The following is a 24,588-nucleotide window of genomic DNA, read 5'->3' as shown; positions in this document are numbered from 1 at the left end:
ACTCGCCCCGGGGGCCGCAGCGCCAATAAGGCAACCAAGCACCACCCAACATCCCCGCGACATCTCGCGTCACACCAGTTTTGGAGGTCCTGATTATCGTTACTGCACCGACCACTACCCTGCCCAAGAAGAAGAAGCGCAAGTACCTGCACGAAGTCGACCTGATGCGGGTCTTCTTCATCTTTGGGGTGCTGCTCAACCACACCACCACCGCATTCGCCCAGACCATGGCCGACTCGCAGGGGACCCCGTTCGTCACCCTGCACTCGCTGCACTTATTCATCCACTTCACGCGGATGGGTTTCATGTTCATGACCGGCCTGGTGCTGACTTTGAACTACTACAACCGCAACGACTGGCCGACCTTTTTCAAAAAGCGCTTCGCGGGTTCCGGCTGGCCCTACCTGCTGTGGAACTTCGGCCTGCTGGTCCTGTCTTGCGCGTTGGCGCTGAAGGGCTTCGCGTGGTCGAGCTTCGGCAAGACCTTCTGGAGCTCGATCATTCACGGCGACCAGTTCTACCTGTACTACATCCTGGTCACCCTGCAGCTGTACCTGTGCTTCCCGTTCATGGTCCTGCTGTTCAAGAAGCTCAACAAGCACCACCTGGCGATTCTGGTCACCAGCTTCGCCGTGCAGATGCTTTTGATGTTTGGCATCAAGTACGGGCTGCCGCACGTCGATCGCACCAACTGGCTGTGGTGGTTCCGCGCTTACGGCGTCAACGTCTTCACCTACCAGTTCTACTTCATCTTCGGCACCTACGTCTCGCTGCACTACCAGGCCTTTTACCAGTTCGTGCAAAAGCACCTGCGCCTGATTGTCGGCACGACCTTGGTGCTGGGCGTCGGCACCGTGCCGTACTACTTCTGGAACATCAAGCACCTGGACTTCACCCACAGCGCCGCCGTGTCGCCGCACCAGCCTTACATGCTGGTGTATGACGCGCTGATGATCGTCACCGTGTTTGCCATCGGCAAGGCCTACGCCAAATGGCGCGACCACGGCATGCCGAAGTGGTTCGACGCGTTCATTCGCAACGGCGCCAAGGTCTCTTTTGGCATCTACCTGGATCAGACCATCGGCCTGCTGGTGCTTGAGAAACTCTTGACCTACGTTCACGTCTCGGACTGGACGCTGTTCGCCCTGATTCCGCTGGGCTATGCGCTGGTGCTTGGCATCTCCTTTGCCATCGCCTGGTTCTGTTACAAGGTGCCGCCGTTCGGCCTGCTGATTGGCCGGCCCCAGTGGCACGTTTTGAAGAAAAATCGAAAGGGAGCTAAACTCGCATGACTGCGCTTAATGATTACCTGCGCAAACAGCTGGCGACCCAGCCGGACCGCCAGCTCGTCAAGGACCTGACCCAGGATCGCTGGTTCACCGGCGCCACGCTGCAGCAAGACGCCGACGCCTTGGCCTCGGCCCTGACCAATCACCTGATTGGCCGCCACGACCGGCTTGTGGTCTGCCTGGAAAACAGCGCGACCTTCTGGCCAATCGACCAAGCCGCCTGGTCTTTGGGGATTGCGGTTCACCCGCTGTCGCCAAGCACCCCGGCCTCGGAACTGCTGGCCGATCACGCCGAGCACCACTACCACGCGATGATCCTGACCGCAGCCCTCGCCGCCGCGCTGCCGAGCGACTTTTCGCAAGCCACCGTGCAGCTGGCCGGCGGCACGTTGCACCTAGCCTTCGACCCAACGCTGACCGCCGGGCGTCAAGCGGCCGACCAAAGTACCCCGACCGAAGACGACATCGCGCTGATTATGCACACCTCCGGCACCACCGGCAAGCCCAAGCGCGTCGGGTTGTCGCACCGCATCATCTTCAACGCCGCCAAGCACAACGCCGCCAGCAACCGGATGAGCGAAACCACCGTCGCCATGATCTCCATGCCGCTTTTTCACATCAACGGTCAGGTGATGGCGATGCTGGCCAGCCGGGTCGCCAACTGCCAGCTGGTGATCGCGCAGAAGTTCTCGGCCAGCCGCTTTTGGACCCAAGTCGCCGACAACGGCGTCACCTGGACCACGGTGGTGCCGACCATGATCATGATCTTGCTGCTCAACGACAAGGCCAACGCCGCCTACGCCGAACGCGCCCAGGCCATTCACCTGGAATACGTGCGGTGCTCGAGCTTCTCGCTGCCGGAAGACAAGCTGCAAGGCTTCGAGCAACGCTACCACACCCGGGTGCTTGAGGGCTACGGCATGACCGAGTCGGCCAGCCAATGCACGATCAACCCCTACGACGCCCCGAAAATCGGCTCGGCCGGCAAGCCCGTCGGCACCACCATGGCGATTCGCCTGGCGGATGGCACGGTGACCACGGCGGCCAACCAGCTGGGCGAAATCGTGGCCAAGGGTGACCACGTGATCACCAGCTACCTAGATCCGCACCCCGATTCCTTCAAGGACGGCTGGTTTTTGACCGGCGACCTCGGCTACTTCGATGAGGACGGCTACCTGTTCGTGCGGGGCCGCACCAAGGACATCATCTCCCGCGGCGGCGAGAAGGTCGCCCCGGCGGCGGTCGAAAACGTCCTGGATGTGCTGCCGTTCATCGCCCAGCTGGCCGTGATCGGCGTTCCGGACGAGCTGTACGGCGAGGCCGTCTGTGCCGTCGTCGTCAGCCGCACCCCAGGGGTCGACGAGGACCAGCAACGCGAAACGCTGCTGGCTTTTGGCCGCAGCCACCTCGCCAAGTTCGAGGCCCCGACCCAAGTTGTTTTCGTCCAAGACTTCCCACGTAACGCGACCGGGAAAGTCCTTCGGCCGCAACTGCGCGACCAGATTCTAGGAGTTCACGCATGAAGCATAAAACCAAAGTAATCGGCCTGCTGATCGCGCTAGCCGCGTGGCTGGCCGTCGCCGCTTACGGCTACACCCAAACCGACGCCGCCAAAACCAACCTGACCCGCGTCGTGATCGGTTACCAAAAGGCCGACCCCGTCGACATCGCCCGGCAGCACGGTGAGCTGGCCAAGAAGATGAAGGACAAGGGCTACAAGGTCGTTTTCAAGGAGTTCCAAGACGGCGCGGCCCTGATGACGGCGCTGAAGTCCGGCAACATCGACTACGCCCGGCTCGGCGACACCCCGCCGGTGGTCAACCAGGCCGCCGGACTGGATCTGGTTTACATCGCGGCCGGCGGCTCCAAGGTCAAGGGCACCGCGGTGCTGGTCAAGAAGAACTCGAAAATCAAGTCGATGGCCGACCTCAAGGGCAAGCGCATCGCCTACGCCAAGGGCACCACGGCCCAGTTCATGATGGTCCAGGCGCTGGGCTCGGCCAACCTGACCGTCAACGACGCGACCTTGGTCAACATGGACCAAAGCGCCGCCTCAGTCGCTTTCGCCAAGGGTAACGTCGACGCCTGGGTGACCTGGCCGCCATACACCGAAACCGCCGAGGTCGAGCAAGGCGCCAAGATCCTGATCGACGCGAGCGGCCTGGCCAAGGACCGCGACTTCTTCGTCTCCACCCGCAAGTACGCCAAGAAACACACCGAGGTCTCCAGCCTTCTGGTCTCGTACCTGGCCTCCGACATGAAGTGGGCCAACGCCAACCACGACAAGCTGATCACGATGCTGGCCAAGACCCTGCACCTGTCCAAGACCATCGTCAAGCGCATGATCGACCGGCGCCACTTCTCGATGGGCAAGATGACCACGAGCATCGTGGCCGAGCAGCAAAAAATTGCCGACGTGTTCTACGAGCAAGGGCTGATCGAAAAGAAAATCAAGGTGTCAGACGCGCTGCTGAAGTGACGCGCCACGCCAACAGGCCGGCCCCGTTCTCCATTGTGGAGGCGGGGCCGGCCTGTTTTGGTGTGGTCTGGCGCAGCCGCGACAGTTGCGGGTTGCGGGTTGCGGGTTGCGGGTTGCGGGTTGCGGGTTGCGGGTTGCGGGTTGCGGGTTGCGGGTTGCGGGTCGCGGGTTGCGGGTCGCGGGTTGCGACCGCCACCGTGTCCTGCGCCGGTGGCAGGCCACCGGCAGTCGCGGTGCGGGGGCCCAAGCACGGCAAAAAGCCACCGCAGACGCGCGGTGGCCCGATTGTGATTAGCGGGGGCGCCGGCTTAGACCGTCGCGGCCAGCAGCTGCGCCTGAAGCGCCGGCCGCAGCACCTTGCCGGTGATGTTGCGCGGGAATTCGCGAACGAAGCGAACCTCGGTCGGCGACTCGAACTTGGCCAGGTGGGTCTTGGCGTAGGCGAAAATGGCGGCGCGTTGCGCGTCTTCGTTGACCCCGGGGGTGGTGCTGACGACCACGGCGCAGACGGCCTCGCCGTAGAGGTCGTCCGGCATCCCGATCACGGCCAGCTGCTCGATGAAGTCCAGCTCGTTGAGCACGTTTTCGACCGCCGCCGGGGCGACCTTTTCGCCGCCGCGGGAGATGATCTCCTTTTTGCGGCCCTTCACGAACAGGTAGCCGTCTTCGTCGAAGTAGCCGAGGTCACCGGTCAAAAACCAGCCGTCCTGAAACGAGTCGGGGTTGGGATCCATGTAGCGGGTGATCACGTGGTCGCCGCGAATGGTGATCTCCCCCATCACCCCGGCCGCCGTCGTGCGTTGCCCGTCCGTGCCGACAATGCGAACTTCGGTGCCGTAAGGCTTGCCGGCCGAGCCGATTTTCGGGGCGGTGAAGGGGTTGATGGTGCATTGGCTGGCGGCCTCGGTCATGCCGTAGCCCTCCAGAATCAGCGTGTCGAAGCGGTCCTGGAACTCACGCAGCCGCTCCTCCGGCAAGGCGAAGGAACTGGAGCGAACGTAGCGCAGGTGGATACGGTCCTGCAGCCTTTGGTAGGCGGCATTGGCCTGCTCGTTGAGCAGCAGGAAGGACACGATGGTCGGCACCACCGAGACCCAGGTCACGCCGTTGTCGGCGACCTGGTCCCAAAAGCGCGAGGCGGAAAACCGCGGCGTCACCACAATCCGCGCGTTGGCGATGCGGCTAGACAGCGTCGACATCACCTGGGCGTTGATGTGAAACATCGGCATGGTAATCATCGCGACGTCCTGGTCGGTCATCTCGTTGCTTGCGGCATCGTACCGCGCCGCGTTCAAAAGCATCGCGTGGGTCAGCCCGACGCGCTTGGGCTTGCCGGTGGTGCCGGAGGTGTTCAAAATCAACGCGAGGTCGTCATCCGCCACCGGCGTCACCGCCGCGGCCGGTCGGGCGGCTTGGGCCAGCACCGCGATCCGAGCGAAGGTGTTCAGGCTCAGCTCGCTTTGGGTGAAGCCCCCAAGCGACCAGGCCGCGGCCAACGTCGGCGTCACCAGCATCACCGGGTAGCCGTGCTGCCGCCAGTCGGCCTCCAGCTCGGCGACCGGGGTGCTGGGCGAGATCGGGTGAACGATGATGCCGCGGTGCCAGGCCGCCTGGTTGATTACCGGGAAAACGGCGGCGTTGGGCAGACACACCAGCACCTGCGAACCGTGGCCGAGGCCCAGGGCGGCAAAGGCCTGCTGCAGCGTCGCGACGTCTTCGGCCAGGTCGGCGCCGGAAAACCAGGTTCCCAGCCCCTCGTCCTTGATAATCCGGCGCGTCGGGTTTGCGGCCAGCTGTTGATCCAGTATCGTTGTGAGTTCCGTCATGTTACGTCAATCCTTTCGTGTGTTGAAGCGAAACCGGCGGGACAAGCCGCCGGTGCTGAGGGGCGACTGGACCGCTAACCGGTGTCGCGGTGAGGCAGCGGCCCAGGCCGCCCGAGTACCGCGAGGTCGGGTCACTAACCGGTGTCGCGGTGAGGCTGCGGCCCAGGCCGCCCGGGTACCGCGAGGTCGGGCCACTCGCCGCTTCGGTGGGCGTCAGCCCAGCGCGATCACCTTGGTGGCAGCGAATTCGTGCAGCGCCTGCTCGCTCATTTCGCGGCCGAAGCCCGAGTTTTTCACCCCGCCGAAGGGCAGCTCCGGTTGGGCGACGGCCTGCTGGTTCACGAACACCTGCGCCGTGTCCAACCGGGCCGCCACCGCGGCGGCGTGGGTCGGCTCGCCGAACACTGTGCCGGCCAGCCCGTACTGCGAGTCGTTGGCCAAAGCGATGGCCTCCGCATCCGAGGCGACGACGTGCAGCTGTCCCACCGGCCCGAACAGCTCGGCGTCAAACACCGGATTGTCCGGCGCGATGTCGGTCAAAAGCACCGGCTTGAAAAAGTTGCCGGGGCCGGCCACGGTGCCGCCTTGTACCAGGGCCCGGGCCCCGTGGCTCAGCGCCGCATCCACCTGGGTCTGCAGCCTTTGGGAAGCGGTGCGGGAGGCCAACGGCGCCAGCGTCGTCGCCGGGTCATTGGGGTCGCCCAGCACCTGGTTTTCAAAGCGCTCGCTGATCGCCTGGGTGAAGGCCGCGGCCACCCCCTGGGTGACGATGAAGCGCTTGGCCGACACGCAGACCTGCCCGGCGTTGCGCAGCCGCGACCCGACCGCGGCGTCTGCGGCCGCGGCAACGTCGGCGTCGTCCAGCACCACGAACGCGTCGTTGCCGCCAAGCTCCAGCGTCACCTTGGTCAAGGCGGCGCCGGCCTCTGCGGCCACCTGCCGCCCGGCTCGTACCGAGCCGGTCAGCGCGACGCCTTGCACCCGGGGGTCTGCGATTACCGCCGCGGCCTGGTCGTTGGTGAGAAACAGGTTTTGAAAGGCCCCGGGGGCGATGCCGGCCTCTTGCACCAGCCGCACCAGCAGCTCGGCGCATTGGGCCACCCCGGGGGCGTGCTTTAAAATCACGGGGTTGCCGACCATGTAGTTCGGCGCGAACACCCGCATCACCTGGGTGTAAGGGAAGTTCCAAGGCTCGATAGCCATCACCACCCCGCTGGGCCCGTAGCTGATGCTCGCCAGGCGCTGACCCTGGTACTGGCGCAGCTGCGGCTGCAGGTACTCGATGCCATGCGCGGCGTAGTAGTTGATCACGCCGATGCTGCCTTGGACCTCGCCCAGGGCCTCGCGGTGCAGCTTGCCCATGTTGGCCGTGGCGACCTGCGCCAGCTCCGTGCGGTGGGCCTCAAAAACCGCGGCCAAGGCCGCCAGCTTTTGGGCGCGTTGGGGCCGGGCGGCGGGATCACCGTTCCAGGCCGCGGCGCGTTGCAGCGTCGCTTCAATCTGCTCGTCGGTGGCGACCGGGTAAGTCGCCAGCTGCTGTTGGGTGTATGGATCAATGACGGTGTATGCCATCGGACAAACTTCTTTCTGTGTGAGGAGTAGTAGCGCGTAAATCAGTCTTGTAGGACCGTGACGTGGCCCAGCCGTGGTCGCTCAGGGGCGGTGCAGCCCGGCGAACATCAGCGCCTTGTAGGCCTCGACGCCGGGCTGGTCGAAGGGATTGACCCCTTGCAGCGTGGCGGAGATGAACACCGCGAATTCGAAAAAGTAAAACAACGCGCCGAAGCTCGCCGCATCGATTCCCGGCAGCGTCAGCACCGTCACCGGCACCCCGCAGTCCTGATGGGCTTGAATGGTCGCCGCTTCGGCCACGCGGTTGACCGCCGCGAGGTCCAGCCCGTCCAGGTAGTCGAAGCCATCGGCCACGCCGCTTGGCTGAAGCGTCAGGTCCCCCACGGGGGTGGCCACCTTCAGGAAGGTCTCGGCCAAAAACCGCTGGCCCTGCTGGACGTACTGCCCCAGCGAGTGCAGGTCCTCCGAATAGCTCAGCGCCACCGGATAGAGGCCCGAGTTGTTTTTGCCCTCGCTTTCGGCGAACAACTGGGTCCACCAGCGCCCGAAGTAATCGAGCTGCGGCTCAAAATGCGCTAGCACCTCGACGCCCCCGCCGGCCAGTCGCCAAAACTGGCGCAGACTCGCGTAGGCGTAGGCGGGGTTTTGGACCGAGTCGTCGGCCACCAGCGCCGCGCGTTCGGCCTTGGCGCCTTCGACCAGCGCCGCGATGTCGATCCCGGCCACCGCCATCGGGAACAACCCGACAGCCGACAACGCCGAGAAGCGGCCGCCGATGTCCTCAGGGAAGGTCAGGAAGGGGTAGCCCGCCGCCGTGGCCAGCTGTTCAAAGGCCGACCCGGGCGTCCCGGTGACGATCAGGTGCGACGCGTAGTCCTCGCCGTACTTGGCGACCAGGAAGGGCTTGAACACGCGAAAGCCGATGCCGGGCTCCAGGGTCTGGAAGTTCTTGGCAATCACGTCGATGGTGACGTCGCGGTCGGCCAGGCTGGCCAAGAGCCGCTGGTAGTAGGCCGCCGACAGGTTAACGCCGGCGTAGACGATTTCACACGGCGCCGGGTCCGGCTGCAGGGCCGCGATCGCCGCTCGGGCCGCCTGGTTGGAGCCGCCGACGCCGACCACCACCAGCACCTGCGACTGCCGCTGGACTTGCTTGGCCAGCTTGGTCAGGGCCGAAAGCCTAGCCGGGGGCGCCCACTTGTCGGCGGTCAGCCAGCCGAGGTCGGCCTCGTGGCTGTCGCCGGCCGGCTTGGTCGCCAACAACCGCTGCAGCACCGCCACGTGGTCGCGGCGATACGCCGCCAGCGCCTCTGGTGCAAGTGTGGCAGTGGTCTGAGTCTCAATTTCAATCATGCTTGTTGCCTCCTTGGGTCAGCCCTGTGCGACGGCGCCGCTTTCTTGGTATACCTTGCCCCAGACGTCCTGCTTAATCTTGAGGAATTCCGGCGACAGCCGCACGGCCTGGGACCGCTCCGCCGGCAGCGGCACGTCGATGATTTCCTTGACCGTGCCGGGGTTGGCCCCCATGATCACGATGCGCTGGCCGAGGAAGATCGCCTCGTCGACGTCGTGGGTGATGAAAAAGCAGGTCTTCTTCTCGGTCGCCCAAAACGCGCGGAGGCTGTCTTGCAGCTGAGCTCGCGTCTGGGCGTCCAAGGCACCGAATGGCTCGTCCATCAACAACACGGCGGGATTGGCGGCGTAGGCCCGGGCGATCGCAACGCGCTGGCGCATCCCGCCGGACAGCGCCTTGGGGTAGCTGTCGGCGAACTTGGTCAGCCCGACCATCTGCAGGTAGTGATCGACAATCGGCCGGCTGGCCGCGGCGCTTTTGCCCTGCATTTTCAGCCCGAAGGCGATGTTGGCGCGAACGGTCAGCCAGGGAAACAGCGCGTATTGCTGGAACACCACGCCGCGGTCGGTGCCGGTGCCCTCGACTTGGCGGCCGTCGCAGGTGACCTCGCCGGCGGTTGGCTGGTCGAGCCCGGCGATGATGTTCAACAGCGTCGACTTACCGCAACCGCTGGGCCCGATGACGGTGACGAACTCGTTGGCCTGAATGGTCAAGTTGATGTCGTCGAGTACCAGCAGGTCGCCTTCGGGATGCGGAAAACTTTTGCTCAGGTGCGAAACCTGCAGCTTGGCTACTTCTCCTGCCATGTCGTCACCCTCCTTTCGATGGCGCGACTGCCCTGATCCAGGCTCACGCCGATGATGCCGACGATGATGATGTAAAGCACCATCGGCGCGGTGTCAAAGTTTTGGCTCAAAGACTGTATGCGCATCCCCAGCCCCGCGACGGCGCCGGTGGATTCGGCGGCGATCAGCGTGGTCAAGGCCGTGGTCGCCCCCAGCCGCACCGCCGTGACGATGTAGGGAATGACCGCCGGCACGATGATGTGAACGAAGAGGTCGCGGTCGCGAGCCCCCAGTACCTTGGCCGCCTTGATCAGCAGCGGATCGACGTTGACGACGCCTTGGTAGATGGTCACGGTCATCACCAGGAAGGTGGCGAGCATGATCACAATGATCTGCGCCTTGGTGCCGATGCCGGCCGACATCACCACCAACGGCACGTAGGCCAGCGGCGGAATGCTTCTGATGAACTGAATCCACGGGCCGATCAGGTTCTCAACCGGCTTGTACCAGGCCATCAGAATCGACGTCGGCAAGGCCAGCGCGAAGCCGAGCACGAAGCCCCCCAGGACCGACAGCAGGCTTGAGCCGATGTCTTTGAGCAAAACACCCTTGCCGTACATGTCGCCGATCGCCTGGGCGACCTTGATCAGGCTGGGAAAACTGTCGGCCGTCGCGGCGTTCAGCGACATCAGGCTCCAAGCGCCGATGGCCAACAGCAGCGAGGCGGCCAGCCACACAGCGCGTGGCAGCGGTCGGCGTTTGGCCTTGGCCGCACCGGCGGCCGGCGTCGTGGCCGGGATTGCCGAAGCGGTGGTCCGGGTGGCCGAAGCGGCGGCCGGCGTCACCGGCGCCGTCGCCTGGCTCGCCGCTTTGATTGGCCGGGCCGGTCGCCCGGCCCCGCGGCTGGCGTCTGCTTCGAGCGGCCGGGCCGCCTTGCGCGAGCCGCCCCAGTGCCTTGCGGAAGATGATTCAATAATTGCGGAATGATTCGTTGCCATGCGTTGCGCTTCCTTTCTCGTGCTGGGTCAGATGGCGGTGACGGTGATGTCTTCGGCCAAGGCGGCGACGGCCGCCGAGTCGACGCTGCCGGTGGCGACCTGGCCGGCGTTGACGGTGCCGCAGGCCGTGGCCCAGGCCAGGGCGGCCGCGTCGCTCATCCCCTGGGTGATGGCCCAGGTGATGCCGGCGGTGGTCGCGTCGCCGGACCCCACCGCGTTCACCGCGGCGATGGTCGGTACCGTCACCCGGTAGCGCTTCGCGCCGTGCCGGGCGATGGCCCCGTTGCGCCCCAGCGACACCAGCACCCATGGCACGGCGGCCAGCGCCGGCGCCGCGAGCTGCGCCGAAAGCGCGGCCGCCGTCGTAGCCACCGGCTGCTTCAGCAGGTCGGCCAGCTCTTGCTGGTTGGGCTTGACCAAAAACGGCCTTGCCGGTCCGGCCAGCACCGCGTCCAGCTCGGGCCCCGGCACGTCCAAAAAGACGGGGACGGCGGCCTGCTGAGCCAAGGCGATCAGGTCGCTTAGCACGGTCGGCGCCACATCCGGCGGTAGGTTGCCGGCCAGGATCACGGCCGTGGCCGTGGCCAGGCGAGCGGTGAAGGTCGTGGTGAACGCACGCAGCTCGGCGGCGGTCACCCGTGGCCCGGCCGGCAGAATCTCGGTTTGGGCCGTGCCGTGCAGCAGCGCGACGCACTCGCGGGTCTCCCCCGCGATCGGAGTGAAGGCGTTGGGGATGCCGTCTCGTTGCATCAGGCGACCCAGCTGACGACCCCGAACGCCGCCGGCCAGGCCCAGCGCCAGCGTCGGGGCCGCCAGCTGGGTCAGCACCCGCGCGGCGTTAATGCCGTTGCCGCCGGCCGATACGGTGCCGTTGCCGACGCGGTTCACGTTGTCCAGGTGCAGCGTCGCCATGCGGTACTGCACGTCGACGGCGGGGTTCAGGGTCACTGTGAGAATCATGGGGTTAGTCCTTTCTGTCAAGCAGGCGGCCGCGGCTGTACGTGGCCACCAAGTCCATGTCTTGGGTCAGGCGGTTCAAGTCGGCATCGCGGCCGGCCACCAGCAGTCCTTTGTGCGTCAGGCCGAACTCTTGGGCCTGATTGACGCTGGCCATCTGGACGGCCGCCGCCAAGTCGGCGGCGGTGTAGCGCTGGATGTTGGCGAAGGCGCGGTCGAAGGGCAGCACCGAGCCGGCGATGGTGCCGTCGGCCAGCCGCGCCTCGACGCCGCGAACCGTGACGGTTTGGCCGCCCAGCTCGCTTTGACCGTCGCCCAAGCCCTTGGCTCGCATCGCGTCGGTCACCAGCTCCAAGCGACCCGGCCCCTTCAGGCGGTAGGCCAACTCGAGCATGTCCGGCGCGTTGTGAAAGCCATCGGCGATCAGCTCACAGGTGATCGCCGGCTCCAACAGCCCGTGACCCATCACCCCAGCCTCGCGGTGAACCGCCAGGCGCTGGGCGTTGTACAGGTGGGTGACGTGTCGGGCCGGGCAGTGCAACAACGTCGCCCGGGTCGCGTCGCTGTGGCCGATTGACAGCGCGATGCCGTGATGCTGGCAGTAGGCCTCAAAGTCGCGGGGCTCGCCGACCTCCGGCGCGTAGGTCACCAGGCGAATCAGCCCCCGGGCCAGGCGCTGCCACCGCGCGATGGTCTCGGCCGACGCCGGCTGGATGTAGGCCGCCGGCTGGGCCCCTTTGTATACCGGCGAGATGAACGGCCCCTCCAGGTGGATGCCCTGAATCAAGGGCGTCAGCGTCGCCGCCTGGGCGATGCCGGCCACCGCCCGGTCGATGGCGCCGGGAGATTGGGTCATCGTGGTGGGAAAAAGCGTGGTGACCCCTTCTGCCGCGGCGATGCGCTCGGCCATGCCGGCGATGGCGGCGGCGTCGCCGTCCATCGCATCCACGCCGTAGCCGCCGTGAACATGCACATCGATGAAGCCCGGCACAATCAGGTCACCGTGGACATCCGTCACCGCTTCGCCCGGCCGCGGCGCAAAGGCGGTCATCGGCCCCACGTTTTGCACCGTCTCGGCGAAGCGGATGAAGCCGTCTGGCCACTCGGCGGTGCCGGTCACCAGATGCGCGTGGGTCAAAACCCGCGGCTTCATTCGACCGCCTCGAACGCGGCCACGGCCTCCGGCACAATCAGTTCGGCGTTCGGGTGGGTCTGCACCAGTGTGACCGGAAAGGCCGCAGTCGGCGCCGCGCCCACCGCCTGTCGCACCACGCCGCGGTGCCAGTCGCGAAAGCACCCCAACACGATGCGGTCGGCCGCCAAAAGCTCACGCATCCCGAGGGTGACGGCCTGTGTCGGCACCAGGGCCAACGCCCCGTGGGTATCGCCGATGGCGCTGGCGATTCTGGTCGCCGGCGTCAGGTCGACCACGCGGGTCGGCAACGCGGCGAAGGCGGCCACGGACAGGCCTGGCTGCGGCTCATTGAAGGCGATGTGGCCGCTCAGGCCGATGCCGCCGATCACCAGGTCGGCGTGGCCCAGCTTCGCCAGCAGCCGGTCGCTGGCGGCTGGGTCCTGCGGGTCGGGAAACACGCGCTGGGTCACCGGCGGCGCCAGCGCCGGGTCCAACCGGTCGTACAAGTTAGCCTGCATGAAGCGGTGGAAGCTCCAGCTGGAGTCGCCGGCGATCCAGCGGCCGGCCACCACGTACTCGTCCATGTTCACGAACCAGGTGTGGCGCAGGTCGAGGCGTTCGGCGTTGGCCCGGGCGACGAAGATTGGGTACTGCCCCAGCGGCCCCACCGGCGTGATGATCACCGACGGCCGGTTTTTCGCGTTGTTGGCGGCGTAGACATCTGCGGCCGCGGGGACGACGGTCAGCGGCAGCCGGGCCCGGCGCTTGAGTTCCTCAACTGAGTAGCGGTAGTAGTCTTTCATCGGTGCCTCCTAATCCGCGGCCTTTTGAATCACGTCCACCAGCAGGTAGTCGCTGGCCGTGGCCAGGCTGCCGGTGTCCTTGAGGGTGCCGACCTTGATGAAGTTCTGCTGCTGGGCGTCGTACAGCTTGGCTAGCTTGCCGCTTGTGGCCATCTGCTTGATCTGCTTGCTGGTGTAGAGCGTCTCCATCCCGACCATCTGGGCCTTGGCCTGCTTAGTGGTGATTGCCAGTTGCTTGGCGATGTACGGCGCGACCTTGCTGATGGAGGCGGCACGGGCGTCGTTGGCCGCCATCAGCGCCTTGGTGATTTTGACCACCCGGGCCGCGTTGGCCTTCTCGTACTTGGCCGTCACCACCCAGGAGCTGATGAACGGCATGCTGCTGGCAAAATCCTTGTCGGAGGCCAGGGTCACCGCGTTGTCACCCAGCTTGTCCTTGATGGTGGTGGTGCTTGGCGACCAAGTGGCGGCCGCGTCGACCTTGCCTGAGGCCATCGCGCTGGCGATGTTGTTGGCCGACATGTTGACGACGGTGACGTCTTCGGTCTTCATCCCGGCCTTCTTCAGCGCCGCTTCAAAAATCATCTCGGAAGTGGTGCCGGCGACCACCGCGACCTTCTTACCCTTCAGGTCAGAGATTTTGGTGATGCCCTTGGCCGAGTTGCCGATCAGCTCGTCGGCGGTGCTGACGCCGTCGATCATGATCACCTTCGCGGCGCCTTGGGCCAGCGCCGTGTGAGCCCCGGAGCCGATGTTGCCGACGTCGATGCTGCCGGACTTCATCGCGGCGAGGATCGACGGGCCGTCGGCGAAGGCGACCAGCTTGACCTTGAAGCCCTGCTTCTTGAAGTAGCCGGCCTGATCGGCGATGGCGGCTAGGCCGACCGAGTTGGCGTTTTCCATGTAACCGATCTTAATGGTGGTGAGGCTTGAGGTGCCGCTCTTGCCACAGGCCGTGACGATCAGCATCATCACCGCAATCAGGGGTAGCAGGAGCCAGCGCCAGCGTCGTTTTGTCATGTCTTTATCCTCCGAACATTTGATTATCGTTAGTTTAGTCTGAGAATATCCAAAAACCGGGGCCGAGATTGGAACGAGTTGTTGATTTTTTGTGAACAAAGTGTGACCGGCATCACGGCGCCGGTCCCAACCCGTCGCGACACGCCGGGCGAACTCCGAACGTTGCGACCGTGCCACCCTAAATGTGAAAAAACTGTGCTTTAGATGAGAAAATGTTAGGCTTTGATCGGTCAACCGCAGTCAAAAAGCGCGGCCCGTGCCGCCCTCATCGGGAAGCACAGGCCGCGCCTGTGGGTGATGCTATTCTTGTTTGGGTTTTGGTTTCCGCTCCAGCTTCCGCCGGGCCTTGTCCAGCTGCAGCAGCTGGTCGGTTCGCCACGGCACGTTGCGGCGGTTCTCCCGCATGATGAACGGGTCGGTGGACTTGGTGAACTCGTTGTGCGACCGCTTGACCTCGCGGAGGAAGTCGCGCGAGGAGATGCGCAAGGCGCCGCGGGAGAACACGGTCCACTGCTCGGCCTGATCGGAGGTGACCACGGTCAGCTGGACCAGCGGCGTGTTCAGGTCGTTGGCGAGCTTTTCGATGTAGGAGTCGGCGGTCAGGTCCTGCTGGGTGAATACCACCTGAAGGTCCCACTTGTCGTATCGCTCCCCGATCCCCGGCACGAACATCGCGTCGAAGACCACGATCATATTGGCGTTCTCGTGGCTGCGGTACTCGGCCAGCTGATCGAGCAGGCGGTCCCGTGCGGCGTCGAAGTGACCATCGGCCTTGAGCTTGGCCAGCTCCGGCCAGTTACCGATCACGTTGTAGCCATCCACGATCAAAATGTGCTTGCGCATGTCAGGCCTTCGTGCGAGCGGTGAAGGCCTGGTACATCAGGATGCCGGCCGCCACGCTGGCGTTGAGGCTTTGGACGTGGCCGACCATCGGAATGGTCAAGGTCGCGTCCATCAGCTTGGCGACGCCCGGCGAGATGCCCTTGCCCTCGTTGCCGATCACCAAGGCGACGGCACCTTGCGCGTCCCACTCGCGGAAGTCCTGGCCGTCCATCGCGGTGCCGAAGACCCACATGCCGCGGTCCTTCAAAGTTTTGATGGTCGCGGCGAGGTTGGTCACCTTGGCCACCGGCACGTGTTCGATGGCCCCGGTCGAGATCTTGGCCACCGTGCTGGTCAAGCCGACCGCGCGGTGCTTGGGGATGATGATGCCGTCGACGCCGACCGCGTCGGCCGTTCGCATGATGGAGCCCAAGTTGTGCGGGTCCTCGAGGTTATCGAGCACCAGGAAAAATGGCGCGTGGCCGGCGTTTTGCGCGTGTTCGAACAGCTCATCCAGGGTCGCGTAGGCGTATGGCGTCATCGCGACCAGGACGCCTTGGTGGTTGCCGCCGTCGGACAGCAGGTCGAGCTTGGCCTTGGGAACGCTTGAGACCAGGATCTTGGCCTTGGTCGCCTTTTGGACGATGTTGCGAATCTGATCGGCATTCAGGCCGGTCTGGACGAACAGCTTGTTGATGGTCTTGCTGCTGCCGACCTTCAGCGCCTCTTCGACCGCGTGGCGGCCGAAGACGAACTCGTCCTCGTGTTCCGCGTCGCTCGGCCGGTCGCGGTACTTCTCCGGCACCACGTTGGCCCGGGGCTTGCGGTCACCGCGGCTGCTCGGCCGCTCGCCGCCGCGGTTGGCCGGCCGCTGACCGCCGCGGTTATTGCTAGGCCGGCGGCTGCCTGGCCGGTTGTCGCCGCCCCGACCGCCTTTGGGGCCGCCGGTGGTGGCCCCGCGGCCGGTTGGGCCTTGTGATTCTGAATGCGCGTTAGGCTTTGCCATGACCGGTTCCTCCGTTCTCCACGTAATCGATGCACCACTGCGCCAGCTGATCGATTCGCGTCAGCTGGCCGTCAAGCTTCAGGTAGCCGAACAGCGCCTCAAAGCCCGTCGAGGTGCGATAGGTCACCACGTCTGTGTTCTTGGCGTGGGTGTAAGACTTGGCGTTGCGGCCGCGCTTGAACATCTCCCACTCGTCTTCGGTCAACAGCGCCGCGTCCGCCATGCCGGCGATTAGGGCCGCCTGGGCCTTGGCCGACACGAAGGACTTCGCCGTTTTTTGCAGCATGTTCGGCCGCACGATGCCGCGGTTGAGCAGGTGCTCGCGAACGTAAACCTCGTATACCGCGTCGCCGAGGTAGGCCAAGGTGACCCCGTTCAGTTGTTTTGCTTCAGTCAAATTTTTCTCCATCTTGTGCCTTGCGGGGTGTCTTCCAAGACGACTCCGGCTTCCGTCAGTTGGTCGCGAATCGCGTCGCTGGTGGCAAAGTCCTTCGCCGCCCGGGCCGCATTGCGCTTGGCAATCAGCGCCTCGACGTCTTCGTCCAGCAGCTGCGCCTTGAACTCAACGCCAAAAATCGCCAGCCACGCCGCCTGGGTGTCAAGCAGCAGGCTCAGGCTTGCGGCCTGCACCTGTGTCGCCGCGGCGTAGCTGTTCATCAGCTTGGTCAGCTCGTACAAGGCGGCCAGGCCGTTTTGCACGTTAAAGTCGTCGTCCATCGCCTGCGTGAAGGCCTCACGTAGCGTCGCGACCTGCGCCGTGATCGCCGCGTCCTCACCGGCCGCCGCGTCGGCCTGGCGGTAGGCCACGGCGTCGTGGGCGTTGCGCAGCTTCTCCAAGTTCCGCGCGGCCTCGTCCAGGCCGGCCTGCGAGTAGCGAATCGGCTTGCGATACTGGGTGGTCGCCATCAAGAAGCGCAGCACCTGCGGGTCGACGGTCTTGACGATGTCATGCACCGTCACGAAGTTGCCCAGCGACTTGCTCATCTTCGCGTCGTCGTCGCCGACGGTCACGAAGCCGTTGTGCATCCAGTAGCGAACGAAGGGCTTGCCCGTCGCCGCCTCGCTTTGGGCAATCTCGTTTTCGTGGTGCGGGAACTCGAGGTCCTGGCCGCCGCCGTGAATGTCGATGGTCTCGCCCAGCATCGACGTTGACATCACCGAGCACTCGATGTGCCAGCCCGGCCGACCGGCGCCCCAAGGCGAGTCCCAGCTGATCTCGCCCGGCTTGGCGCCTTTCCACAGGGCAAAATCGATCGGGTCCTCCTTACGCGCCGTCTCGGCGTCGGCCGTGTGCTGGCTGGCGCCTTGCTCGAGCTCGTCGAGGTTCTTGTGGGCCAGCTCGCCGTAATGCGCGAACTTCCGGGCCCGGTAGTAGACGTCGCCGGCGACCGCGTAGGCGTAGCCCTTGTCAATCAGCTTCTGGACGAAGGCGATGATCTCCGGAATCATCTCGCTGGCCCGCGGATGCGCCGTGGCCGGCTCGATGTTGACGGCGGCGGTGTCTTGCATGAACGCGTCGATGTAGCGCTGCGCCAAGGCCAGCGGCGCGACGCCTTCCGCGTTGGCGCGGTTGATGATTTTGTCGTCCACATCCGTGAAGTTGGACACGTAATCGACCTGGTAGCCCGAGTACTCGAGGTAGCGGCGAATGGTGTCGAACGCGATAGCGCTTCTGGCGTTGCCGATGTGGATGTAGTTGTACACGGTCGGACCGCAGACGTACATGGTGACCTTGCCCGGCGTCAGCGGGTGGAACACCTCTTTCTTGCGCGTGAGGGTGTTATAGATTTCAAGCATAAGCGTTATCCTTTCGCAAGTGTCTCACTATTAGTGTACTCGAAAAGCAGGCCGGGCGAAAGCCGGCGGCCGCAATGTTTGTCGCTTACCGCGCTGCGGTGCGGCGCCGCGATCGGCCCGACTGATACCGGGTGTCGACCTGCACCGTTGCCGATCGCCAAGCGCCAAGCGCAGACCGCTTGGCGTCCTGCCCACGCTGGCCGTGTGGCTAAGCCTGCGCGTCTTCGCCCTGGTCTTCTGCCAGCGCGGCCAGGAAAGCCTCGCCGTACTTGTCGAACTTGGCCTGGCCGATCCCCTTGACCGCCAGCATCTCGACTTCGCCTTGCGGCTTGGCCGAGCAGAGGTCGCGCAGGGTCTGGTCGGAGAAAATGACGTAAGGCGGCACCCCGCCCTTTTCCGCCAGCTCGCGGCGCAGGTCGCGCAGCTTCTGGAACAGCGCGTCGTCGACCGGCTGGGTGCGGGTCGCACGAACCGCCTGCTTGCGCGACACGGTCTGCTGACCGCGCAGCACCGCGGCGCCGGCCGGTGTCACGTGCAGCGTCGGGTACTGGCCACCGATCGGCGTCAGGTAGCCGCCGGCGGTCAGAAAATCGATGAACCCGCTGATGTCTTTTTTGCGGAGGCTACTCATCAAGCCGTAAGTCGAGAGCTGATCGAAGTGCAGGTCCAAGACGCGCTGGGTCTTGGCGCCGGCCAGCACGTCGGCGATCAGCGCCTTGCCGAAGCGTTCGTGCATCCGGTAGACGCAAGACAGCACCTTCTGGGCGTCGACGGTGACATCGAAGCTCTCGCGGTCGTCCAGGCAGTTGGAGCAGCGGCCACAGGGAGCAGATGCCTGGCCGAAGTAGCGCAGGATGAACTGCTGGAGGCAATCGCCGGTGTTAGCGTACTGGTTCATCACCTGCAGCTTCTGGTACTCGCTGGCGCGGTAGGCCTCGTCGCCGTCGCTTTGGTCGATGAAAAAGCGCCGAATCTGTAGGTCGGCCGGGGCGAACAGCAGGATGGCCTCGGAGGCCAGGCCGTCACGGCCGGCGCGACCGGCCTCTTGGTAGTAGGACTCGAGGTCGCCCGGCACCTGGGCGTGGATGACGAACCGCACGTTGCTCTTGTCGATGCCCATGCCAAAGGCGTTGGTCGCGACCATCACCGGCTTGCGGTCGTAGAGAAAATCCTCCTGGGCGGCCGACCGCTCGCCTTCCGACATGCCGGCGTGGTACTTGGCGACCTGGATGCCGTTTTTGGCCAGCAGGGCATACAGCCGCTCGACCTCCTTGCGGGTGGCGCAGTAGACGATGCCGGCGGAATCCGGGTTCAGCCGCAGGTAATCCAGCAGGTAGGCGTCCTTGGCCTGGTCCTTGATCACCTTGAAGCTGAGGTTGGGCCGGGCGAAGCCGGTGTTGATGCGGCCGGCTTCGGGAATCGCCAGCCGCGAGCTGATGTCTTCGGCGACGCGGGTGGTGGCCGTGGCGGTCAGCGCGATGACGGTCGGGTGCGACGGGAGGCTCGCGGCGACGTCGGCGATGGCCAAGTAGCTGGGGCGAAAATCGTGCCCCCACTGCGAGATGCAATGCGCCTCGTCGACGGCCAGCAGGTCGATTCTCAGCTGCCCGAGCTCGGCCTGAAAATCGGCCATCTCCAGCCGCTCCGGGGCGACGTACAGCAGCTTGACCTGCCCCCGGGCCGCCATGTCCAGCCGGTGGTCGGCCTCACCCCTGGCAATCGTGCTGTTGATGAAGGTGGCGGGGATGCCGTTCTCGTTCAAGGCGTCGACCTGGTCCTTCATCAGGGCGATCAGCGGCGACACCACCACCGTCAGCCCGTCCAGCATCAGCGCCGGAATCTGGTAACACAGCGACTTCCCGCCGCCGGTCGGCATGATCACCAGCGTGTTGTCCCCGGCCAGCACCCGGCTGATTGCCTGGCCTTGACCGGGCCGGAATTCGTCGTAGCCGAATTTTTCCTTCAATAAAGCATGCTGCGTGTCCATCTCGCGTCTCCCCCGTTTCGTATCCATCCATTCTACGCGTTCGGCCGGTTGAAGTAAATTACGCCAAAAAGGCCGCCTCCCCGCAACCGGAGGCGACCAAGTCGGCTTCAAGCCGGCCGTTGCCAAGATTAGCCGTCCCCCAGCCCCGGTGCGACGGCGTTTGGGCCGCGGGGGGTGACAAAACGGCGGCTGCCTTGCGACACTGGGGCTGTCGCTACGCCCTGCCGCGTGATACCGCGCCGGAAAGGGGTGGCATCACTTGTCGGATTTCGATGTCGCGGTTACCGCACCGCTGATCGTGGGCGTGCTCATTGCACTTTTTGAGCACTGGCTGCAGCACCACGACTAGCGCTTGTAGCGACGCGCTCAGCCTCCTGGCGCCACACCGGCCACCGCGGTCCCACAACCCGCGGTGGTTTTTGATTGCACCAAAAAACCGCTATCCCCACAACAGGTAGCGGCTTGGGCATCTCTTGTCGAATTTCGATTCGCAGTGAGTATACCACGATCAGCAGTTGGGTGTAAAGAACCGGCATCTGCGACCCGTTGTTGCGCCGCTTCAAATCCGCCACAGCCGGTTTTGGGTCACCCGAATCGGCGCCCAACCGGCGCCATCACCGGGTCACCACTTGCGGTCACCGGTCCCAACACCCAAAAGGCCGCCGCAACCCGAAAAGTTGCGGCGGCCGCGCCGAAGCCACCGGACGCGGTGAATCCGGTGGCCTTGGCCTAATTCGATTACGTTGCTGTCCATTGCTTACTATGGTGGTGCCACCACCGCGCTCGCCGGGGCCGCAGCTACCTCGCGATGCGAGTAGGTCCCAGCTTGGTGCGAGCGGTGGGTTGGTGAAATCCTTTACCCTGGTATCTCCTCCTAAGTTGAAGGAGTTGCACTAAAACTCTTGAGTTTGAAAGCCGTGTGGCACTACACTGCGGCTTGGCATGGGTGGGGTACTAGAGGCGCTTGCGCTCCGGATCGTTCCCCTATGCGGCAGAGGTGCCAGCGCTGCGGCCGCAGCGCCATCCCCGCACGTGACTGATCATTCGAGTGTAGCTTAACACCGGACCAATTTTTCGTCAAGTAATTAGACTCACACGCATTTCGCGTCTGGTGCGTGCCTGAAAATCACCGTGCAACCCCCTCAACCACGCGGTACCCCCGGCCTGCCCCGCCCCAAAAATGACGACGACGCTCACCCCTGCTAGATTATGACCGTCGCTACGCCCGGCACCGCGTGATCCCGCGTCGGCAAGGGGGGAGCGAGCTGGTCTACTTTTGATCGCGCAGTCACTGCGCCCCTCATCGTGGGCATACTCCGGTGCGTTATCCGACGACTGGCTGAGCCACCACAATGAGCGCAAGTCGCGACACGCGTTCGGTCGATCCGGCCGCTGTGGTCCACCGTTCGCGCAAAGAGCCGCTATTCCACAGTCGCTAGTGGCCTCCGTACAAATCTGACCCGCAATGTCTCTACATAGCCAGCGCGTTACTCAAGTTTTCCTCGAACGGGCATCGCGGCTTGCGGCCGCGTGGGTCGATCACCGCATTAAAAAACCGTTATCCCACAACAGATAGCGGCTTGGGTATCAAGATTGTCTACTTTTGATGCAGCACCAGCATAACACGCCGCCCGGTTCTCCTGTTAAGTCAGCGCCGGCTGGGCCCAGTCAATCGCGGCCAGGTGCCTGTCGTGTCGGCCTTGGCGCCACCCCGCATCGTCCTTGCCGCCGACTCAAAAACCGCCGCCTTCCTGAACGGAAGACGGCGGCAGCGGGGCTACTTGGTCATTTCGGCAATCGTCTTGTCGATGTTGGCCAGCACCTTGTCGCGACCCATCAGCTCGATGGTCTCGGCCAGTTGCGGCCCGTGCATGTGGCGGGTGGTGGCGATGCGGATCGGCATGTAGAGCTTGCGGCCCTTCACGCCGCTTGAAAGCCGCACCGAATTGACCAGCTCGTTGACGAAGTAGGCGGCGAAGGTGTCCAGGTGGTGCAGCTTTTCAGCCACGGCCTTGATCACCGGCAGCGCGTTGTCGTCTGCGAGCTCCTTGAGTTCGTCTTCGGTCAGGCTGTCGCGGTCGTCGAAGAAGATGCTCGACATGTCCGTGATCTGGGCGGTGTAGCTCATCTGCGGAATGTAGAGGCTGATCATCTGGCGGGTCCACTCGATGGTCTTCGGGTCCGGATCCTTGGCGATGCGGCCGGCCTCGATCAGGTTGGACAGGGCCAAGGCGGCGAGCTCGGAAGGATCCGTCTTCTTGACGTACTGGTTGTTGACCCATTCCAGCTTCTTTTGGTCGAACCGCGCCGGGGACTTGCTCAGGCGGTGTTCGTCGAAGAGCTTGATGAACTCCTTCTTGGTGAAAATCTCGTCTTCACCCTTCGGCGACCAGCCGAGCAGCGTGATGAAGTTGAACATCGCGGTCGGCAGGTAGCCGAGCTCGCGATACTGCTCGATGAACTGCAGCACGTTCTCGTCGCGCTTGGACAGCTTTTTGCCCGTGGCGCCGTTGATGATCAGCGTCATGTGGCCGAAGACCGGGGCCTCCCAGCCAAAAGCGTCGTAAACCGCCATCTGCTTAGGGGTGTTGGCGATGTGGTCGTCGCCGCGCAGCACGTGCGTGATTTCCATCAGGTGGTCATCGATGACCACGGCGAAGTTGTAGGTCGGCATGCCGTCGCGCTTCAGGATCACGAAGTCGCCGCCGATGGTGTTGCCGTCGATGGAGATGTCGCCCTTGACGATGTCTTGCCACTCGTAGGTCTTGTCGGCCGGAATGTGGAAGCGGATGACCGGGGTCAGGCCCTTGGCCTTGGCCGCCTCGATTTTGGCCTGCTTTTCAGCCTCGCTCAGCCCTTCGTACTCGTAGACATAGTGCGGCATCTCGTGGTTAGCCTGCTGGGCTTCGCGGTCGGCCTGCAGCTCCTCTTCGGTCTTGTAAGACTCGTAAGCCTTACCTTCCGCCAGCAGCTGGTTGACGTACTTGAGGTAGATGTCCTTGCGCTCGGACTGGCGGTAAGGGCCGAAGTCGCCGCCCTTGTCGGGACCTTCATCCCAATCGATGCCAAGCCAGTGCAGGTTTTCGATCTGACTCTTTTCACCATCCGCGATGTTGCGCTTGGTGTCGGTGTCTTCGATGCGCAGCACCATGGTCCCGTTGTTGTGACGCGCGAACAGGTAGTTGAACAGCGCAGTACGCGCGTTGCCGATGTGTAAGTGCCCGGTTGGACTTGGTGCATACCGCACCCGAATTGGTCGATCTGTCAATGCATGACGCCTCCATTTGTTTTAACAATGCATTGCTAGTGTACCACAATCCCTCATAGATGGGGGCGAAAATGCCAGAGTTGCGGCCCGGGCCCAAGGCTTGCGCTCACCTCCCGCCGGTGGCCGCTCGCCGGTTCGCCAGCCGCCGCACGAACGGCGCGTACACGGCGGCACCCAGCGCAAGCTCGAGCAGCTGCAGGGCGGCACCGCGCCAGGAGCCAGTCGCTAGCCACCCGGAAACCAAGGGCGGCGTGGTCCAGGGCAGCATCACCCCGTTGGGCCGCGGCACCCAGCCGAGGTTAAAGGCGGCGCCGGACACGACGACGTTGAGCAGCGGCACCAGCACGAACGGCACGGCCAGCATTGGCTCCAGCACGATCGGCAGCCCGAACAGCAGCGGCTCGTTGATGCCAAACACCCCCGGGGCCAGCGCGAGCCGGCCGGTGCGACGCAGCTCGGCGTTGCCAACCCCCAACAGCACCAGCGATAGCGACAGCGTGGAGCCGCCGCCGCCGTACGTGGTGAAGAAGTCGATGAACGACTGGGTGTAGATGTGCGGCAGCGGCAGCCCGGCGGCAAAGGCCTGCAGGTTGTCCAGGCTCAGGCCCAGCCCAAGCGGCGACCACACGGCATTGACCACAGCCGGCCCGTTGATGCCCAGGCTCCACAGCAGGCTGGACAACCCAGTGTACAGCAGCTGCGCCGGCATGGTGTCGGCCAGGGCCAGCAGCGGCCCTTGCACCCAAGTGTCAGCCAACCGGGCCAAGGGCGGCCACCACGCGTCGGCGGCCACCCGCAGCGCCGCGCAAAAAGCAACCAGCACCACCCCCGGCACCAACTCGCTCAAAGACTGCGCGACGGCCGGCGGCACCGCGGCCGGCAGCCGGCGCGGCCACGGGTGGCGGCTCAGCCAGGCCAGCGCCTCAGCCGCCGCCAGCCCGACCAGAATACCGAAAAACAGACCACCGGTGCCCAGACCCTGGGCCTGGGCGGCGGCGTCCCAGGTGGTCAGCTTCGCCGGCAGCGTCAGAATCGTCAGGGCCAAGCCACCGGCCACCGCGCCGACCGCCGGCCGCAACCCGCGGTTTCGCGCGTGGCTAGCACCGACCGCCACGGCCAGCGCCAGGCCCATCAGGGTGCTGGCGCCGTGCATCGCCACGTTGGCCCACTCGTGCCAGGCCGGCCCCAGCAGCTGCTGCCAAAAGGCGTCCCACCCCGGCAGCGGCAGGTTGACCACCAGCAGCACCAAGGACAGGGTCGCAACCCACGGCACCACCGCCGCCAGGCCGTCTCGCAACGAGCGCAGCACCAGCCAATCGGCGACACCGCCCAGCGGCGCCAGCCGCTTCTCAAGTTTCTCCATCATCTGCGTTCTCCAAAGTCTTGTCGTGGTGGGCCACGCCGCGGCCGCTTCTGCAAGCGCCGCGTGACGCAAAACGGCGCCGCATTCACCCGCGCCGCGGCACGAGCGGCACCGGTCGCGCGGTTTT

At 64.7% G+C, this 24,588-nt stretch carries 20 protein-coding genes; 4 read left to right on the top strand and 16 right to left on the bottom strand.

What is annotated here, in order from left to right:
* Positions 1–80: 80 nt before the first annotated feature.
* The 3 genes from NUH19_RS06170 to NUH19_RS06160 are packed head-to-tail and all read left to right on the top strand — an operon-like array spanning position 81 to position 3,768.
* Positions 81–1,292 (top strand): acyltransferase, encoded by a 1,212-nt coding sequence (locus NUH19_RS06170; RefSeq protein WP_262315679.1) that lies wholly within the window; start codon positions 81–83, stop codon positions 1,290–1,292.
* The gene (locus NUH19_RS06165; protein WP_262315678.1) at positions 1,289–2,812 is read left to right on the top strand and encodes an AMP-binding protein; all 1,524 of its coding nucleotides are present in this window, start codon (positions 1,289–1,291) and stop codon (positions 2,810–2,812) included. The genes NUH19_RS06170 and NUH19_RS06165 overlap by 4 nt, the downstream gene beginning before the upstream one ends.
* Positions 2,809–3,768, top strand: a complete 960-nt coding sequence (locus NUH19_RS06160) for an aliphatic sulfonate ABC transporter substrate-binding protein (protein ID WP_262315677.1) — start codon at positions 2,809–2,811, stop codon at positions 3,766–3,768. The genes NUH19_RS06165 and NUH19_RS06160 overlap by 4 nt, the downstream gene beginning before the upstream one ends.
* A gap of 308 nt (positions 3,769–4,076) precedes the next feature.
* Here NUH19_RS06160 and NUH19_RS06155 read toward each other — a convergent pair whose 3' ends face one another.
* The 14 genes from NUH19_RS06155 to recQ form a co-directional block, all read right to left on the bottom strand.
* Entirely contained in the window at positions 4,077–5,594 is a 1,518-nt protein-coding gene (locus NUH19_RS06155; RefSeq protein ID WP_262315676.1) for an AMP-binding protein, read from the bottom strand.
* A 213-nt stretch (positions 5,595–5,807) separates the two neighbouring features.
* Complete coding sequence (locus NUH19_RS06150) at positions 5,808–7,166, bottom strand: aldehyde dehydrogenase family protein (RefSeq protein WP_262315675.1); 1,359 nt, start codon at positions 7,164–7,166, stop codon at positions 5,808–5,810.
* 81 nt (positions 7,167–7,247) lie between these two features.
* The gene (locus NUH19_RS06145; protein ID WP_262315674.1) at positions 7,248–8,519 is read right to left on the bottom strand and encodes a glucose-6-phosphate isomerase; all 1,272 of its coding nucleotides are present in this window, start codon (positions 8,517–8,519) and stop codon (positions 7,248–7,250) included.
* An 18-nt stretch (positions 8,520–8,537) separates the two neighbouring features.
* On the bottom strand, positions 8,538–9,326 hold the full coding sequence (locus NUH19_RS06140; RefSeq protein ID WP_262315673.1) for an ABC transporter ATP-binding protein: 789 nt from the start codon (positions 9,324–9,326) through the stop codon (positions 8,538–8,540).
* Positions 9,311–10,303, bottom strand: coding sequence for an ABC transporter permease (locus NUH19_RS06135; protein WP_262315672.1), 993 nt, complete (start codon positions 10,301–10,303; stop codon positions 9,311–9,313). Before NUH19_RS06135 ends, NUH19_RS06140 begins: the two co-directional genes overlap by 16 nt.
* 27 nt (positions 10,304–10,330) lie before the next feature.
* A complete protein-coding gene (locus NUH19_RS06130; protein WP_262315671.1) occupies positions 10,331–11,263 on the bottom strand; it encodes a 1-phosphofructokinase family hexose kinase in 933 nt (310 codons plus the stop codon).
* 4 nt (positions 11,264–11,267) lie between these two features.
* Positions 11,268–12,413 carry an N-acetylglucosamine-6-phosphate deacetylase gene (nagA, locus tag NUH19_RS06125; RefSeq protein WP_262315670.1) on the bottom strand — a complete coding sequence of 382 codons (1,146 nt, stop codon included), beginning with the start codon at positions 12,411–12,413 and terminating at the stop codon, positions 11,268–11,270.
* Positions 12,410–13,198, bottom strand: coding sequence for a sugar phosphate isomerase family (locus tag NUH19_RS06120; protein ID WP_262315669.1), 789 nt, complete (start codon positions 13,196–13,198; stop codon positions 12,410–12,412). Before NUH19_RS06120 ends, nagA begins: the two co-directional genes overlap by 4 nt.
* 9 nt (positions 13,199–13,207) lie before the next feature.
* Positions 13,208–14,218 carry an ABC transporter substrate-binding protein gene (locus NUH19_RS06115; protein ID WP_262315668.1) on the bottom strand — a complete coding sequence of 337 codons (1,011 nt, stop codon included), beginning with the start codon at positions 14,216–14,218 and terminating at the stop codon, positions 13,208–13,210.
* 300 nt (positions 14,219–14,518) lie between these two features.
* Positions 14,519–15,061: an NYN domain-containing protein gene (locus NUH19_RS06110; protein ID WP_262315667.1), complete on the bottom strand. Its 543-nt coding sequence runs from the start codon at positions 15,059–15,061 to the stop codon at positions 14,519–14,521.
* Between the two features lies 1 nt (position 15,062).
* Positions 15,063–15,845 carry a 23S rRNA (guanosine(2251)-2'-O)-methyltransferase RlmB gene (gene rlmB / locus NUH19_RS06105; RefSeq protein ID WP_262315741.1) on the bottom strand — a complete coding sequence of 261 codons (783 nt, stop codon included), beginning with the start codon at positions 15,843–15,845 and terminating at the stop codon, positions 15,063–15,065.
* Positions 15,846–16,032: 187 nt separating this feature from the next.
* Complete coding sequence (locus NUH19_RS06100) at positions 16,033–16,455, bottom strand: Mini-ribonuclease 3 (RefSeq protein WP_262315666.1); 423 nt, start codon at positions 16,453–16,455, stop codon at positions 16,033–16,035.
* On the bottom strand, positions 16,440–17,843 hold the full coding sequence (cysS, locus tag NUH19_RS06095) for a cysteine--tRNA ligase (RefSeq protein WP_262315665.1): 1,404 nt from the start codon (positions 17,841–17,843) through the stop codon (positions 16,440–16,442). Before cysS ends, NUH19_RS06100 begins: the two co-directional genes overlap by 16 nt.
* A 208-nt stretch (positions 17,844–18,051) precedes the next feature.
* Positions 18,052–19,830, bottom strand: a complete 1,779-nt coding sequence (recQ, locus tag NUH19_RS06090) for a DNA helicase RecQ (RefSeq protein ID WP_262315664.1) — start codon at positions 19,828–19,830, stop codon at positions 18,052–18,054.
* A 259-nt stretch (positions 19,831–20,089) separates the two neighbouring features.
* On the opposite strand from recQ, the gene NUH19_RS06085 reads away from it, so the two are divergent.
* A complete protein-coding gene (locus NUH19_RS06085; protein ID WP_225048080.1) occupies positions 20,090–20,179 on the top strand; it encodes a type I toxin-antitoxin system Fst family toxin in 90 nt (29 codons plus the stop codon).
* Between the two features lie 1,428 nt (positions 20,180–21,607).
* Here NUH19_RS06085 and gltX read toward each other — a convergent pair.
* Positions 21,608–23,098: a glutamate--tRNA ligase gene (gene gltX, locus NUH19_RS06080; protein WP_262315663.1), complete on the bottom strand. Its 1,491-nt coding sequence runs from the start codon at positions 23,096–23,098 to the stop codon at positions 21,608–21,610.
* A 106-nt stretch (positions 23,099–23,204) separates the two neighbouring features.
* A complete protein-coding gene (locus tag NUH19_RS06075) occupies positions 23,205–24,464 on the bottom strand; it encodes a PTS transporter subunit EIIC (RefSeq protein WP_262315662.1) in 1,260 nt (419 codons plus the stop codon).
* Positions 24,465–24,588: the final 124 nt, after the last annotated feature.

This window comes from Lacticaseibacillus parakribbianus (assembly GCF_025490915.1).
GTDB classification, from domain to species: domain Bacteria; phylum Bacillota; class Bacilli; order Lactobacillales; family Lactobacillaceae; genus Lacticaseibacillus; species Lacticaseibacillus parakribbianus.
Note: the sequence above shows the minus strand (reverse complement) of the source record. Positions and strands in the feature narration are given on the sequence as shown.

What these genes read in the sequence shown, in the direction of transcription:
- NUH19_RS06115 (WP_262315668.1), bottom strand. Translation starts at nt 14,218, where the DNA reads ATGACAAAACGACGCTGGCGCTGGCTCCTGCTACCCCTGATTGCGGTG.
- NUH19_RS06155 (WP_262315676.1), bottom strand. Translation starts at nt 5,594, where the DNA reads ATGACGGAACTCACAACGATACTGGATCAACAGCTGGCCGCAAACCCG.
- NUH19_RS06165 (WP_262315678.1), top strand. Translation starts at nt 1,289, where the DNA reads ATGACTGCGCTTAATGATTACCTGCGCAAACAGCTGGCGACCCAGCCG.
- NUH19_RS06130 (WP_262315671.1), bottom strand. Translation starts at nt 11,263, where the DNA reads ATGATTCTCACAGTGACCCTGAACCCCGCCGTCGACGTGCAGTACCGC.
- NUH19_RS06160 (WP_262315677.1), top strand. Translation starts at nt 2,809, where the DNA reads ATGAAGCATAAAACCAAAGTAATCGGCCTGCTGATCGCGCTAGCCGCG.
- NUH19_RS06120 (WP_262315669.1), bottom strand. Translation starts at nt 13,198, where the DNA reads ATGAAAGACTACTACCGCTACTCAGTTGAGGAACTCAAGCGCCGGGCC.
- NUH19_RS06110 (WP_262315667.1), bottom strand. Translation starts at nt 15,061, where the DNA reads ATGCGCAAGCACATTTTGATCGTGGATGGCTACAACGTGATCGGTAAC.
- cysS (WP_262315665.1), bottom strand. Translation starts at nt 17,843, where the DNA reads ATGCTTGAAATCTATAACACCCTCACGCGCAAGAAAGAGGTGTTCCAC.
- nagA (WP_262315670.1), bottom strand. Translation starts at nt 12,413, where the DNA reads ATGAAGCCGCGGGTTTTGACCCACGCGCATCTGGTGACCGGCACCGCC.
- recQ (WP_262315664.1), bottom strand. Translation starts at nt 19,830, where the DNA reads ATGGACACGCAGCATGCTTTATTGAAGGAAAAATTCGGCTACGACGAA.
- NUH19_RS06145 (WP_262315674.1), bottom strand. Translation starts at nt 8,519, where the DNA reads ATGATTGAAATTGAGACTCAGACCACTGCCACACTTGCACCAGAGGCG.
- NUH19_RS06150 (WP_262315675.1), bottom strand. Translation starts at nt 7,166, where the DNA reads ATGGCATACACCGTCATTGATCCATACACCCAACAGCAGCTGGCGACT.
- NUH19_RS06100 (WP_262315666.1), bottom strand. Translation starts at nt 16,455, where the DNA reads ATGGAGAAAAATTTGACTGAAGCAAAACAACTGAACGGGGTCACCTTG.
- NUH19_RS06135 (WP_262315672.1), bottom strand. Translation starts at nt 10,303, where the DNA reads ATGGCAACGAATCATTCCGCAATTATTGAATCATCTTCCGCAAGGCAC.
- NUH19_RS06140 (WP_262315673.1), bottom strand. Translation starts at nt 9,326, where the DNA reads ATGGCAGGAGAAGTAGCCAAGCTGCAGGTTTCGCACCTGAGCAAAAGT.
- NUH19_RS06075 (WP_262315662.1), bottom strand. Translation starts at nt 24,464, where the DNA reads ATGATGGAGAAACTTGAGAAGCGGCTGGCGCCGCTGGGCGGTGTCGCC.